Below are 12,749 nucleotides of genomic sequence, written 5' to 3'. Positions count from 1 at the left end.
TCTCGAAGGGTGATGGGGCCACGACCCCAGACCATCTTGCGGGATGCCGCCGACATCGTCGAGTCGGTTCCGCGCCGACCTCGCGGCGAACCGACGACCGCCCGGGGCCTCAACCCTGATGCAGTGATGCAGCGCTCGTGATGTTAGGATGCATCCGTGCGCACGACCATCACGCTGACGCCCGACGCCGACGCACTCGTGCGCCGGGTCATGCGCGAGCGCGGGCTGTCGTTCAAGGACGCGGTGAACTTCGCGATCGTCGCCGGCCTCGCCCCGGCCGAGCGTGGGGCACCGGTCGAGACGCCCACGTTCGACCTCGGCCACGCGCGGCTGCCGCTCGACCGTGCGACGGCGCTGGCGGCCGAGCTCGAGGACGAGCAGCTGTTGCGCAAGCGGGAGCAGGGCAAGTGAGTCGCGGCGCTCGGCCGCTCCGTCCGGTGCGCGGCGCCCGATGAAGCTCGTCGACGCGAACGTGCTGCTCTACGCGGTCGACCGCGGAGCGGAGCATCATCGGGTGGCGAAGGCGTGGCTCGACGCCGCCATCGCCGGACCCGAGACGGTGCTGATGCCGTGGGTGAGCCTGCTCGCCTTCGTGCGGCTGGTGACGCATCCGTCGGTGTACGAGCACCCACTGCAGGTCGGACAGGCGCTCGATGTGGTCGACGGATGGCTCGCAGCCGCGGCCGTCGTGGCTCCCGAACCCGACGCGCGGCATGCCGCGCGGCTGCGCGAGCTGCTGGACGCCACCGGTCGCGGCGGCAACCTCGTGAACGACGCCCACCTCGCGGCACTCGCGCTGGCGCACCGGGCGAGCGTGGTCACGTTCCACAGCGACTTCGGACGGTTTCCCGGGGTGACGTGGGAGCGGCCGGACTGAGTCGGCGCGGTGCGGCGTGGCCCGAGCAGTACCCGCTCAGCGCGCGGTGGCGGCGCGGCGCGGCCCGGTGGCCCGCGAAGTTCCGCCGTGCCGCGGCGGCGGACCTGTCGGCCGGGGTGCACCCCGTACCATCGATGGTGCGTGGGGGCCCTCCCGCCGCATCCGAATCAGAATCCGACGACCGTCCGACCCCGGTCCGCCGACACGACGGACCGGCAGCCTCCTGGAGTTCGGTTGACCGCCCCATTCGACGATGAGCCCGAGTCCGGGTTCGTCCTGCCCGCGGCCTGGCCCGACGAGGTGGCAGGCATCGACGAGCTCCATGAGCTCGACGATGGGGACGGCCGTGACGAGGGCACGCACGGCGGAGCCCACGCCCAGCCGGTCGAGATCCCGCCCGTCGAGGGGCCGCGGAATCCGATCGCCGATCGTCCCAAGTACTTCCTGAGCAGCCTGGAGCCGAGCGGTGAGTTCGACGCCGTCATCGTGGCGGTCACGGATGGCGCTCGACGGCGCTACTTCACGACGCGCGATGGCGTCAGGTTGGTGGAGCTCGACGAGGGCGCCTTCGAGCGGCGAAGCGAAGGCGGGGCCCGGTCGTTGCTCGAGCTCGACGAACGCGAGCTGGGTGAGCTGGAGGCGGAGCTGCGGTTCGTGCGCCCGGTGCGGGGACGGGATCCGATCGCGGAGGCGGCGGCCGAGGCGACGGGAGCCGGGGCCGAGGCGCAGGAGGTCGAGGCGGAGCCGCGCCCGGAGGCGGACGCTGCGGCGGAGCCGGGCCCGGATGACGCGGCGCATCCCGTTCCGGCGCATGCCACCGCCGAGGACGCCCCCGTCCAGCCCGAGACCGATGATGAGACGGATTCCGAGGAGAACCAGATGGCGACGGATGCCGGAGCAGGCGAATCGGCGGAGGCTCCGACCGAGGCCGAGGAGGTGGACCGGGTGACCGAGGAATTCGAGGAGATCGTGCTGGCGGCGAGGCGGTCGACCTTCGAAGTGCCGCGCGTCGCGACAGCCGCCCCAGACGCCGCCGGCGCGACATCCACCCCAGACGTCGCCGGCGCGACCGAGCCGGATGCCACGCCCGCCTCGCCGCCCGCGGCGCTGCCGGCGAGCGACGCCATCGAGCAGGTGGCGCTGGCCCGGGGGATCGCGTTCATCGCGCACCGCGGCCAGCTCGACCGGAACGGTGCGCCGTACGTCGACCATCCGGGACGCATCGCCGAGCGATTCGATCCGGCGACTGAGCCCATCGAAGCCGCGTCCGCGTGGCTGCACGACGTGCTGGAGGACACGCCGATCACCGCGCAGGAGCTGTTCGAGGCAGGTGTGCTCCCCGAGATCATCGACGTCGTGCAGCTGCTCACGCGCACGCCGGATGTCGCGTCCGACGAGTACTACGCGCGGATTCGCGTCAACCCGATCGCGCGCCGCGTGAAGCTCGCCGACATCGACGACAACACCGCGCGCTGGCGCCTGCGCCGCCTCGACTACGAGGTGCAGTTGCGACTCATCGAGAAGTACCGATTGGCGCGCCGGGCGCTCGGCTCGGCGTGAGGCGGCATCGCGGGTACTGAGCGGACTCGCGCGTGCTCGCGAAATCCGCTCGGAACGCTTCTGAAACACCCGCCCGGCATGCTCGACACAAGCATTCACACGTGTCATCTGCCGGGCTCGATGGCCCGCGCGGAGTGAAGGAAGGAGTCGCCATTTCGTTCCACGTCCCGCTCGTCGACATCTCGGCGTACGTGCGCGACGGTTCATCCGTCGAACGTGCCGCCGTGGCGCAGCAGGTCGATGCGGCGTGTCGCGAGGTCGGTTTCATCCAGGTCGTCGGGCACGGGATCGCGGCATCCGTGATCCAAGGGCTGACCGATGCGATGGACGCGTTCTTCGCGCTCGACCTCCGCGCGAAGAAGGCATACCGCACGCCGCCTGCGGTGAACCGCGGGTACACCCCGCCGAAGTCGGAGTCGCTGAGCCTGTCGCTCGGGGTCGAGCCGGCGAACCGCATGAACGACTTCTTCGAGGCGTTCAACGTGGGCGCGGGCGCGGACGACTACCCGCACGTCGCCGACCTGCCGCAGCCCGACTACGCCGACAACGTCTGGCCCGACATCGACGGCTTCGAGGCGCACGTGAGCGCCTACTTCGCCGAGGCCGGCCGTGTCGCCCGCACGATGACCCGCATCTTCGCCGACGCGCTCGGCCTCGAGCCGGGATTCTTCGATCGCGTCACCGACCACTCGCTCGACGTGATGCGCATGAACTACTACGCGCTTCCGCCGGGCACCGACGTGCGGCTCGACGGCGACCTCACCGGCATGGGCGAGCACACCGACTACGGCATCGTCACGGTGCTGTGGGCCGATCAGGTGCGCGGCCTGCAGGTGCTCGGCAGCGACGGCTCGTGGAACGACGTGCAACCGGCGGATGGCGCGTTGCTGATCAATCTCGGCGACGTCACCGCGCGCTGGACGAACGAGCGCTGGATGTCGACGCTGCACCGTGTGAAGCCGCCCGTCATCGACGGCATGATCGAGCGACGCCGGTCGGCGGCGTTCTTCCACGACGGCAACGTCGACGCGCTCATCACGACGCTGCCGACGTGTGTCGATCCGCGGCATCCTGATCTCTACGAGCCCACGACGATCGGCGAGCACATCGCGGCGAAGCTCGCGGGGTCGCGGGCCGGGCGGCGCAACGACGCTGCGGTGCGCGAGTCGGCGCGGGTGCTCGCGAGCCGGTCGGTCGGCGGGGCGGGCGAGGGCATCCGAACGTCGTCGGGCACGGTCCGTTCGTGAACCACTTCCACATCGAGCTCGGGGCTGAGGCGCGGCGCGACCGGGGGCGTCACGCCCCACGTGCCGCGCGAGTGCGTCAACTCCGAAGCATCGCGAGGCCGAACGCGCGGGCGGCCGGATGGATGCCGCGGCCGTCGTCGTCGGTGAGGCCCATGGTCGAGAGCATCCGCTTGACCCGGTTCACGTCGGCGTCGCCGAGTCGGCCCCGACCGCCGCGGTGGCGAGCCTCATCGAACGCGAAGCGTCGCACGTCGCGCACGTCGCGATCGCCGCACACGAGATCGATCGCGAGCTCCGCGACATCCGGCTGCCGATGGTAGGAGGATGAGTAACCCGGGCTGATGAGGCGCTCGGCCAGAACGGCCCAGAGGGCGGCGGGATCGTCGAGCAGTCGGTTGCGGACGACTGCGAGGGTGTACAGCCGGCCCTTCTGCACGCGGGCGAGGTGGAGGACCCTGAGGTCGTCGCCCAGAGGCCCGCACGATGCCAGGTCGATCCCCTCGGGTGAGGCGGCGGAGCGGAGGAGCTCGCGGATGGGCGCCGTCGCCGTCGCCATGTGCGCGGGATCGGCCTGCGCGGGTGCGAGGGCGCCAAGCTCGATGAGATCGATGCGCAGGGCGCGCCGAGCGGCGTCGCTCGCACCGGTGGTGGCGGCGTCGAGTGCTGTCCAGCGGCGGTCGGTCGAGCCCGGGATGCCGTTCGACGACGCGCCGAAGGCCAACTCGAACTCCTGGGCCATGGCCTCGTGCCACGCCGGATCGCCCAGCTCGCCATACGCGCCCTCTGTGCCGACGCGCGGTACGGTGCCGGCACCGCCGAGGATGGCCGCCCGCGGCACGGATGATCGCGACGATGCGGCATCCCGTCCGGTTACCGCGATGCGATGCCGCCAGATTGGGCCGGTCTCGCCGGTCTCGCCGCGCTCGCCGCGCTCGCCGTCGAGTCCGAGCTGCCGGTACTCGAACTCGAGGTGCCCGTCGAACCGGTCGGTGACCTGGCCTATGGTCCACTCGCGACGACAGGCCGGCTCCGACTCGGGCTCCAACCACTCGTCGTCGTATCCGTACCGGTGGTCATGCCGTGAGCGTGCCGGCGTGAGCGCACCGCAACCCCACGCGTCGGCGTCTCGCCCCCACCAGGGCGTGTGCGAAGTGCCGAAGCGCCATGTTCCGGTGCCCGTCCAGCCGAAGGCGACCATGATCGCTTCGGCGAGGGCCGACAGGCCGAGCGTCGGATCGAGGATCAGCGAGCGCCAGATGGGATCATCGATGCCGTCGAGATCGATGCGGAGGGTGAGGTGCGCGCGCGTCGCGCTCGTTCGCCAGGACATGGGGACATCCTTGCCGCGGGGAGTCCTCGATCCGCAGCCCTCGGCGGATCTGTGCGGCGTTCACCGCGTCGGCGGGCTGTTGAGGACGGATGCCTTCGCGCGACCTGCCGAGCCGCTGCAGCGAGCAGTCCGCCGTCGCCGGGTGTCGCCACTGCCCGCCGTGGTGGCGGACGTGCCGGTGTGGTCCGCCCCGATCGTCTTCGAGGTGATCGATGGGGGATGCTTCGCCCCTGTCGGGCCGAGACTCCGACGGCCGACGTCGTCGAGAGCCGACGCGCGGCCACGGCCGCCGAGTGTCGGAACCGCGTCCCGCCGACTCCACAGCGGCCTTCCAGCGGCACCCATAGGATCGAAGGCATGGCCGGGTTCTGGGGCAAGCGAAAGCGCGACGATCACGAACTGCAAGCCCAGGACGCCGACCTGGCGAAGCGGGCCGGCACGGCCCTGGTCGCCGCCGACGAGCGCATCCGTGTCACCGCCGACGAGCTCGTCTTCGCTCAGGCCGAGCTGGGGTCCGACGCGACCGCGGAGCTGAGCGTGGCGCTCGCCACGGTTCGGCAGCACCTGGGCGAGGCGTTCCGGTTGAACCAGCTCAATCACGATGAGATTCCGGACACCGCCGAAGAGTTGCGTTCCCGCAACGGGCGCATCGTGCAGCTGTGCGATTGGGCGGAAGACGTGCTGGACGAGCGCACGTCAGCGCTCGCCGAGAAGATCGCGCGAGCGCGGCGGGCTCCCGAGATCATCGCCGGCGTCAGGGCGGATGCCGCGCGCCTCCGCGTCCGCATTCCTCACGCCCACGACACCGTCGAACGGCTCGCCGCCCGCTATGCGCGAGAGGCGCTCGCCCAGGTGGAGTCCAACCCCGCGGAGGCCGAGCAGCTGCTCGGATTCGCCGAGCACAGCGCCGGCGTGGCCGAGCGGCGGCGCGAGGCCGGGCAGCGCGAGCAGGCCAACCTCGCGCTCGAGGCATCCACCGAATCGGTGCGCCGAGCGTCGAAGCTCCTCGATGCGGTGGAGACCTTCGAGGTCGAGGCGCTGCGGGCGGAGTCCACGCTGGCGGCGATCGTCGAGGACTCCCGCGACGACGTCGCGGTCGCGCTCAGGGAGCCCCACTCGCCCGCCGTCACGGCCGCGATCGCGGACCTGCAGGCGGCTCTCGCCGTCCTCCCGCCGGCCGGCGTCAACACCGACCCGTTCACGCAATTGGACCGGTTGCGCGAGGCGAACGCGGGGCTGGATGCCGCGATCGCGGCGGCCCGCGAGCGCGCGGCCCGCCCGATCCCGCCGCTGGAGCACGTGCGCCACGCGATCGACGACGCCGACCGACAGCTCGCCGTCGCCCGCGACGTCATCGCCGGCCACCGTGGCTGGATCGGCGCCGACGCCCGCACCCGGTTGGCCGAGTCCGAGCGCATCCGGCTCGACCTCGACCGCTACCTCGGCATGTCCGCGGCGGCCGTCACCGTCATCGACGAGGACCACCGAGAACAGGCGATGGCGATGGCCCGCCGCGCCGCGTACCTCGCGGGCGAGGCCCTGCAGCTGGCACAGCGCGACATCAACGCATCGCGACCGCAGGATCCTGGGCAGTGGGGCGGCCAGGGCTGGGGCGGCGGGCGTCGCGGCGGCGGGTCCGACGTCATGGGCGGCATCCTCGGCGGCCTCGTCATCGGCAGCATCCTCGACGGCATCTTCGACTGATATGTAGGCAAGCTCAGGGGCCGCCCTTCGACAAGCTCAGGGACCGTCAGGCTCAGGCCGCGGATGTCGCGGACGGGTGCTGCTCACAACTCGATGAACTCGACGCCGGGCAGGTCGCAGAATCGCGCTGCCCGGTCGGTCGTGAGCACGATGCGACCAAGGACTCGCTCCGTCGTTGACGATGCTCGGGGAGGCGAACTCGATACCGGTTCGGAGTCCCGTGACGCTGACGGCGGCTTACCGCATCCGGCGATGACGCTTATAGTCGCCGGGCGCCCACCGGATACGTGCCGGCGTGACTCCCCAAATGAACGTCGTCCTCGGCATCGGCGAGGATTTCGACTGCACGTTCAATCGCCTCGGTTCCGACGGTGATCGGCACCCGGATGAACTGCTCGAATTCTCCGTCGAGGCCGAACCACGGGCCGGCCCCGATCAGCAGACCACGGGCTCGCGCTGCTATCGTCATGGCCGAACTCACGGGTTCGTCGAGTTTCACCCATGAGGCGATGCCGCCACGCGTCGGGCTCATCGTCCAGGAGGGGAGCAGAGTACTCAGCGCCGACTGCAGCGCGTCCCGAGAGGCACGCAGGGCATCGCGTCGGAACTCGAGCACCGGCTCGAAATCGGTCAACATTTCCGAGTAGACCAGTTGGTCGATGACCGCGGCGCCGAGGTCGTTGGCCATCCGCGCCGCGATCAGACGGTCGACGTTCTCGACGCTGGTGCGAACCCAACCGACCCGGAGGCCGCCCCACACCGTCTTACTCGCGGAGCCAATGACGATCACGCTGCCAGGTCGATGCGCGAATGAGGCGATCGGCGGGAGCGCATCCTGACCGTCGAGGGCCAACTCGGCCGTCGCCTCATCGGAGACCACCACCATGCCGTGGGCCTCGGCAGTCGCGACCACCCTCCGCCGTTCGTCGATGGTCATGCTCCGACTGGTCGGATTATGGAAGTCGGGCATGAGGAAGGCGAGCGTCGGAACCGACCTACGTACCGCGAGGTCGAAGCCATCAACATCCCAGCCGGCTGACGCATCCATGCGGAAGGGCAAGAGCCGCGCGCCTGCCGCACGGAGTGCGCTGAATGCGTGAGGGTATCCCGGCGACTCGACGACGACCCGGTCGCCCGGCGCGACGAACGTGCGGGCGACGAGTGAGATGGCGCTCTGGCTCCCACTCGTGACAAAGATCTCCTCGGGGTTCGTCGGCAACCCTTGGCGGGAGTAACGCTCTGCCAGCTTGACACGGAGCTCAGGCAACCCGGCCAGCTCGTAACCGTCAGTGGTCAGTCGGGGTGGCAGACGGTCGAGCGCCCGCACCGCCGCCGCGTGCGTACCGGGCGCAGCCGTACAGGTCGCCCGGCTGAGGTCGATGATGTCGCCCGGGCGAGGAAGCGGGAGCTCGGGCGGGCGTCCCGGAATCTGGGCGACGCTCCCGGATCCCTGCCTGCTCTGCAGATATCCCTCGGATCGAAGCATCGTGTAGGCCGCGTTCACCGTCGTGCGACTGAGAGCGAGACTCGCGGCGAGGTCGCGTTCCGACGGAAGACGGGCTCCCGGGGTGATCCGTCCGTCGATGATCAGCAGCCGGATTCGGGCCGCGAGTGCTGCATAGGCCGTCCCATCGGTCTGCTCCCAACCGCCCAGCAGCTCGAGCAGATGCGTCTTGCCGACACGCCACGGCGCCATGAAGACCACTATATCTAAATGGTCTCTTGAAGCAATACCAATTTACCAATTGGATATCGATCGGAGGTGAGGAAACCACTGCAACTCACCCCGTGAACGAAGGGAATGGCACCATGAACACACGAATGGCGGCGAGGGTGGCTCTTACCGCATCGCTCGCTGTCCTACTGACCGGCTGCGGGGGAGCAGCGGCCGGCACGTCCGAAGCTCCGGCGCTCGGAATAGCACGCGGACATGTCGTCGAGTTGGATGAGCTGACCCGCACTTCGCAGCAGTCGGTCGGTCTCCCGTCAGAGGCTCGAGCATGGAGCAGTGAGGCGCTCCGCGAGTTCCATGGCCAGCGGTTGTCCGAGCCTGCCTCGGTGACGGTCTGGACATCAGAGGCACGGCGCGAGCTGAGCAGCGCTCGGCCTCCAACGGCGGCCGAGCGGCCGTTCAGCGCCGAGGTCATGCGCGAGCTGAAGGGCACGGTGCCCCGGACGCTCGAGCGGCCGTTCAGCGCCGAGGTCATGCGCGAGCTGAAGGGCACTTCCTCCCAAGCGGACGACACCCGTTGATCCCGAACTCGGACCTGCAATCGGCAGCGGGCGCGTTGTGTTGACAAGCGCGCCCGCTGGCGTTCGGAAATCACGACTCTGTCGTGTGCGCCAGCGCCGGCGTCGGTGAGCGCGACAGGATCGGTGCCCGCCGTCCGCTACGGCGCGTTCGTGAAGGTCGCGCTCGGATACAGGAAGCCGGGCGCCACCTGCAGCGTAAGGGCGCTCGGGTCGTCGAGCGACCAGGCCGCCCTCCAGCTGACCGACCCACCCGGCTCGACCACGGCGGTCGGCGGAAAGCCGACGTCGTCGCCGGCCCCGAGGACATCGCTGCCGATGTCGAAGATCTGGCTCACCTCCTGATCGCCCGACGAGAGCGACGGCAGCGGGAGCGGCTGCAGGTCCTCCGCTGAGTTGTTGGTGATCGTCAGCGTGAACACGACATGGTTCGCCCGCGTTGCGCCGACCGCGACGTCGCTCGGGGTGTACGGCTCGGGTGCTGACACCGTCAGCGCGACGCCGTCGCCCCACGTCGTCGTCTCGCCGAAGGCGAGGTCGCCCGCGACGGGGGCCTCGGGCGCCCCGGGCGCCTCGGGCTGCGCATCGGGGTCGCCGCCCGGAGCATCCTCGCCCGGCAGCGGGAACCCCGGGACATCCGGAATCGCATCGTCGATCTCGTCGACCATGGTGCCGATCGAACCGATGAGCGACGTGACGAGCATCACGATCCCGACCACCACGGCGATGATCGAAACCACAAGCCCCATGACCGCCGGCCACTTCGCGCCGCGCAGGAACAGGCCGACGAGCGAGAGCACGAACGCGACGGGCACCAGGATCCACGCGAAGCCGCTCATGGCGGGGATGAACGCGACCACGAGCCCCGCGATCGCGACCAAGAGTGCGATGATGCCCACCACGTTCGGCCCGGGGTTCGAGGGCTCGGTGAACGGATGCCCCGGCAGCGCCGTGGTCGAGGGTGCAGGGTGACTCCCAGGCGACGCGTAGGGGTTCGCACCGACGGCCGCGTACGGCCTCTTCGGCGCGGTCGGGGCGGATGCCGCGTACGGCACGGTCGGAGCCGTCGGAGCCGTCGGCGCGTGGGCCGCAGACGATTCGTTCCAGCCCGACGCCCTCGGCGCGCCGCCGTAACGGTAGCCCGCGGCATCCGACCCCCGTGATCCCCACACGAACGGAATCGTCGGATGCTCGTCCCCGGTCACCAGCACCGCGGTCGCCGTCGAATCGGGATCGACCGGCGTCAAGGGGATCGTCTCGGACGCGGGCGCCTCGTACTGGGTCCAGGCGTCGCCGTCCCAGTACCACCGAGCGCCGGACCCGTCTTCGTACCACCCTGCGGGCGCCCTCGTCGGGTCGCTCATAGTTCGATGGTGACAGAGCCGGCGCGCCGCCGGGTCTCGTTGACCGAATCGTGATCAGCCCTGGCGTGCGAGCTGCGCCAGTACCGCCTCGGCGAGCGTGATCGCGGTGTCGCGGTCGGTGCCCGAGACGTTGTACCAGTCGTTGCCGACCCCGAGGTCGATCGCACAGTCGTCGCCGTACGGGTCCACATTGCATCGGATGACCGCTGCGTCGTCAGCATCCAGCCCGGCCAGCTCGACCGGTGATGCGGCGCCGGCCTGCCGCATCCGCTCGAATGCCCAGCGGCCGTCGTTCACCCAGTCCACCCACGCGAGGTAGTTGTCGGAATCCCCGGCGGTCCATGCGCATCCGACGTTGCCGGCGGTCTGGCTGGCCTCTGCCCATGAGCTCCAGCCGCCGCCACCGGCGCGCCGGGGTTCAGCGCCGGGCGCGGCGGTGATGGACCGAACGGTGTCGAGCGGAAGCACGTCCTCGCACCCCTCCGCCTGCGGCGTGCCCACCTGCTCGGGGGCGGTGGGGGCCGCGGCGGGGCTCGCCGCGCTCACGGCTTCGATGACCGCGTCGTGGAACTGCTGCCAGGCGGAGACGTTCACGTCATTCGGCCCACCGATCGCCTCGATGGCGACCCAGGCGTCGCCGACCTCGCCGGTGCTCGAGCACATGTCGGATTCGGCGCATCCGATCCAGTCACCCGGCATCCCGTAGCGCACGGCGCGCTTGCTCCATCCCGCGGAGGGCCGGGGCACGACCGCGATGGTGACGCCGGTGTACTCCGGAGCGAGGCCATACTGGCTGTTGTACGCCTCGCCGTTCGACCACTGGCACACGGTGCCGCCGACCGAGAGGATCGAGGTGATCCGCGGGATCGCGATGCCCACACCAGATGCGGTGACGATCGGATCGGCCGGCGCGACATCCGTGGTGAAGAGGTCCGACACCAGCGCGGGGTCGACCAGCGTCTCGCACGTGAGTCCGTAGCGCGATTCGGGCGTGCCGGGCACCACCGGATCCTCGGTCGGAGGCGGAGGCGGAGGCGGAGGCGGAGGCGGAGGCGGAGGCGGAGGCGGAGGCGGGGTCGGCGTCGGGATCGGAGTCGGCGACGGGGTGGTGACCGGATGCGGCGTCGTCGTCGAGGCGGGATCCATCGAGTACTGCCCGAGGGGCGCGACACCGAAGACGAACGCGGCTCCGGCGGCGACGCCGGCGGCAAGAGCTGCCGCGAGCACGCCGCCGACGATCCGGTCGGCGCGCGAGGTGCGCTTGGCAGGTGCCGGCTCGTTCGCGACCTGCTCGAGCACGCTGCGCTTCATCGACACGAGCATGCGTGTCAGTTCGTCTCCTGTGGGAGGTTCAGATCTCATCGAGGGTCACCGCCTTCTTCAATCGGGCCCGGCTTCGGGACAAGCGTTGCTTCACCGCGCCGACACTGAGGCCGAGCTGCTTCGCCGCCTCCGCGTAGGGCGCGCCGTCGACCAGACACAACTCGCAGATGCGTCGATCGATCGGATCGAGACGCTCGATCTCGTCGAGCACCCAGCGCAGGTCGTCTCATGCGGACTCGGCCTCGTGGTAGTCACGCAGCGCGTCGCCGCGGTTCGTCGAGGTCTCGTCGAGCTCGTCGGCCTGGTGCCGTGCCGCCTTGCGTGCGGCGTTGCGTCCGAGGTTGCGGCAGGTCACCAGCAGCCAGGGCAGGAGGGATGCCTCGGCGATCGTGATCTCGGACGACCTGCGCCACATCGTCACGAACGTGTCCTGCACGAGCTCCTCGACGTCCATCCGGCTCGCCGCGATCGCCCACGCATATCTCGTCACCGCCCGCGCATGCCGATCGAACACGACCGACAGCGCTCGTTGATCGCCGACGGCCAGCCGTTGCAGCAGATCGGCGTCGGTCCTCCCGCTCTCGTCCACGCGCACCTCCTCACTGTAGAGATGTCTGGAAATGCGCAAAGGTCACGCGGCGGCACGAAGTTTCATGGTCGTAGGGGCGGCCGGGCGGCCGGGGTGACGGATGTCGCGGCTCGCGCTCGGCTCCGAAGCGGGCGGGCGCGGGTCGTGACATCTACTGTTCGCCGCGCTGCCCGAGCTCTTCGACGTACCGATCCCGTGAGCAGGCGCCGAGCTCGCCGGGGCACACCGGGCTAACCCGGGCTACGCCGGGCTCGCTGGGCCTACCCCGGCAAGTCCGGGTTCGCCGGGTTCGCCGGGCTCGCTGGCTTGCCCGGACTTGCCGGGTTCAGGGGCCCGCCCAATCGTGGGCCTCACGCCGCTGACCGCGATGCGGGCAGCGCGAATCGCGCCCGTCCGCCGAGTCGGGGTGTTCGTACGGGATCGATGTGCGGTGGTGGGGTGAACCAGACTTCGGTTCGGGTTGCGTGGATGTCCCATCCCTCGCGGTGGATTCGGTGGTGGCAGA

General features: G+C 70.4%; 12 protein-coding genes. 6 read left to right on the top strand and 6 right to left on the bottom strand.

What is annotated here, in order from left to right; all coding sequences use genetic code 11:
* Nucleotides 1-156 precede the first annotated feature (156 nt).
* From IEX31_RS03875 to IEX31_RS03860, 4 genes are all read left to right on the top strand, one after another.
* Nucleotides 157-411 carry an antitoxin gene (locus IEX31_RS03875; protein WP_188742138.1) on the top strand — a complete coding sequence of 85 codons (255 nt, stop codon included), beginning with the start codon at nucleotides 157-159 and terminating at the stop codon, nucleotides 409-411.
* A gap of 40 nt (nucleotides 412-451) precedes the next feature.
* A complete protein-coding gene (locus tag IEX31_RS03870; RefSeq protein WP_188742137.1) occupies nucleotides 452-877 on the top strand; it encodes a TA system VapC family ribonuclease toxin in 426 nt (141 codons plus the stop codon).
* 234 nt (nucleotides 878-1,111) lie between these two features.
* The gene (locus IEX31_RS18695) at nucleotides 1,112-2,437 is read left to right on the top strand and encodes a hypothetical protein (protein WP_229662093.1); all 1,326 of its coding nucleotides are present in this window, start codon (nucleotides 1,112-1,114) and stop codon (nucleotides 2,435-2,437) included.
* A gap of 101 nt (nucleotides 2,438-2,538) precedes the next feature.
* Nucleotides 2,539-3,684: an isopenicillin N synthase family dioxygenase gene (locus IEX31_RS03860; protein WP_229662092.1), complete on the top strand. Its 1,146-nt coding sequence runs from the start codon at nucleotides 2,539-2,541 to the stop codon at nucleotides 3,682-3,684.
* A 76-nt stretch (nucleotides 3,685-3,760) separates the two neighbouring features.
* Here IEX31_RS03860 and IEX31_RS03855 read toward each other — a convergent pair whose 3' ends face one another.
* A complete protein-coding gene (locus IEX31_RS03855; RefSeq protein WP_188742136.1) occupies nucleotides 3,761-5,014 on the bottom strand; it encodes an IS1096 element passenger TnpR family protein in 1,254 nt (417 codons plus the stop codon).
* A gap of 357 nt (nucleotides 5,015-5,371) precedes the next feature.
* Here IEX31_RS03855 and IEX31_RS03850 point away from each other — a divergent pair, with 357 nt between their 5' ends.
* Nucleotides 5,372-6,718 (top strand): coiled-coil domain-containing protein, encoded by a 1,347-nt coding sequence (locus IEX31_RS03850; protein ID WP_188742135.1) that lies wholly within the window; start codon nucleotides 5,372-5,374, stop codon nucleotides 6,716-6,718.
* A gap of 259 nt (nucleotides 6,719-6,977) precedes the next feature.
* Here IEX31_RS03850 and yczR read toward each other — a convergent pair whose 3' ends face one another.
* Nucleotides 6,978-8,414, bottom strand: coding sequence for a MocR-like transcription factor YczR (gene yczR, locus IEX31_RS03845; RefSeq protein WP_188742134.1), 1,437 nt, complete (start codon nucleotides 8,412-8,414; stop codon nucleotides 6,978-6,980).
* A 362-nt stretch (nucleotides 8,415-8,776) separates the two neighbouring features.
* Here yczR and IEX31_RS03840 point away from each other — a divergent pair, with 362 nt between their 5' ends.
* Nucleotides 8,777-8,971 carry a hypothetical protein gene (locus IEX31_RS03840; protein ID WP_188742133.1) on the top strand — a complete coding sequence of 65 codons (195 nt, stop codon included), beginning with the start codon at nucleotides 8,777-8,779 and terminating at the stop codon, nucleotides 8,969-8,971.
* A 137-nt stretch (nucleotides 8,972-9,108) separates the two neighbouring features.
* Here IEX31_RS03840 and IEX31_RS03835 read toward each other — a convergent pair whose 3' ends face one another.
* Genes IEX31_RS03835 through IEX31_RS18685 form a run of 4 tightly spaced genes read right to left on the bottom strand, consistent with a single transcriptional unit; the run spans nucleotide 9,109 to nucleotide 12,244 of the window.
* Nucleotides 9,109-10,332, bottom strand: coding sequence for a threonine/serine exporter family protein (locus IEX31_RS03835; RefSeq protein ID WP_188742132.1), 1,224 nt, complete (start codon nucleotides 10,330-10,332; stop codon nucleotides 9,109-9,111).
* Between the two features lie 54 nt (nucleotides 10,333-10,386).
* A complete protein-coding gene (locus IEX31_RS03830) occupies nucleotides 10,387-11,643 on the bottom strand; it encodes a hypothetical protein (RefSeq protein WP_188742131.1) in 1,257 nt (418 codons plus the stop codon).
* Between the two features lie 40 nt (nucleotides 11,644-11,683).
* Nucleotides 11,684-11,866 (bottom strand): RNA polymerase sigma factor, encoded by a 183-nt coding sequence (locus IEX31_RS18690; protein WP_229662091.1) that lies wholly within the window; start codon nucleotides 11,864-11,866, stop codon nucleotides 11,684-11,686.
* A 15-nt stretch (nucleotides 11,867-11,881) separates the two neighbouring features.
* Complete coding sequence (locus IEX31_RS18685; RefSeq protein ID WP_229662090.1) at nucleotides 11,882-12,244, bottom strand: RNA polymerase sigma factor; 363 nt, start codon at nucleotides 12,242-12,244, stop codon at nucleotides 11,882-11,884.
* Nucleotides 12,245-12,749 lie beyond the last annotated feature (505 nt).

The sequence above is a fragment of the Agromyces bauzanensis genome (genome assembly GCF_014645655.1).
Lineage (GTDB): Bacteria > Actinomycetota > Actinomycetes > Actinomycetales > Microbacteriaceae > Agromyces > Agromyces bauzanensis.
The sequence above is the reverse complement of the archived record's forward strand: the minus strand, read 5'-3'. Positions and strand labels throughout refer to the sequence as shown.

Excerpts from the sequence above, each read along its gene's own strand:
- IEX31_RS03870 (WP_188742137.1), top strand. The coding sequence starts at position 452 with ATGAAGCTCGTCGACGCGAACGTGCTGCTCTACGCGGTCGACCGCGGA.
- IEX31_RS03855 (WP_188742136.1), bottom strand. The coding sequence starts at position 5,014 with ATGTCCTGGCGAACGAGCGCGACGCGCGCGCACCTCACCCTCCGCATC.
- IEX31_RS03850 (WP_188742135.1), top strand. The coding sequence starts at position 5,372 with ATGGCCGGGTTCTGGGGCAAGCGAAAGCGCGACGATCACGAACTGCAA.
- yczR (WP_188742134.1), bottom strand. The coding sequence starts at position 8,414 with ATGGCGCCGTGGCGTGTCGGCAAGACGCATCTGCTCGAGCTGCTGGGC.
- IEX31_RS03835 (WP_188742132.1), bottom strand. The coding sequence starts at position 10,332 with ATGAGCGACCCGACGAGGGCGCCCGCAGGGTGGTACGAAGACGGGTCC.
- IEX31_RS03830 (WP_188742131.1), bottom strand. The coding sequence starts at position 11,643 with ATGAAGCGCAGCGTGCTCGAGCAGGTCGCGAACGAGCCGGCACCTGCC.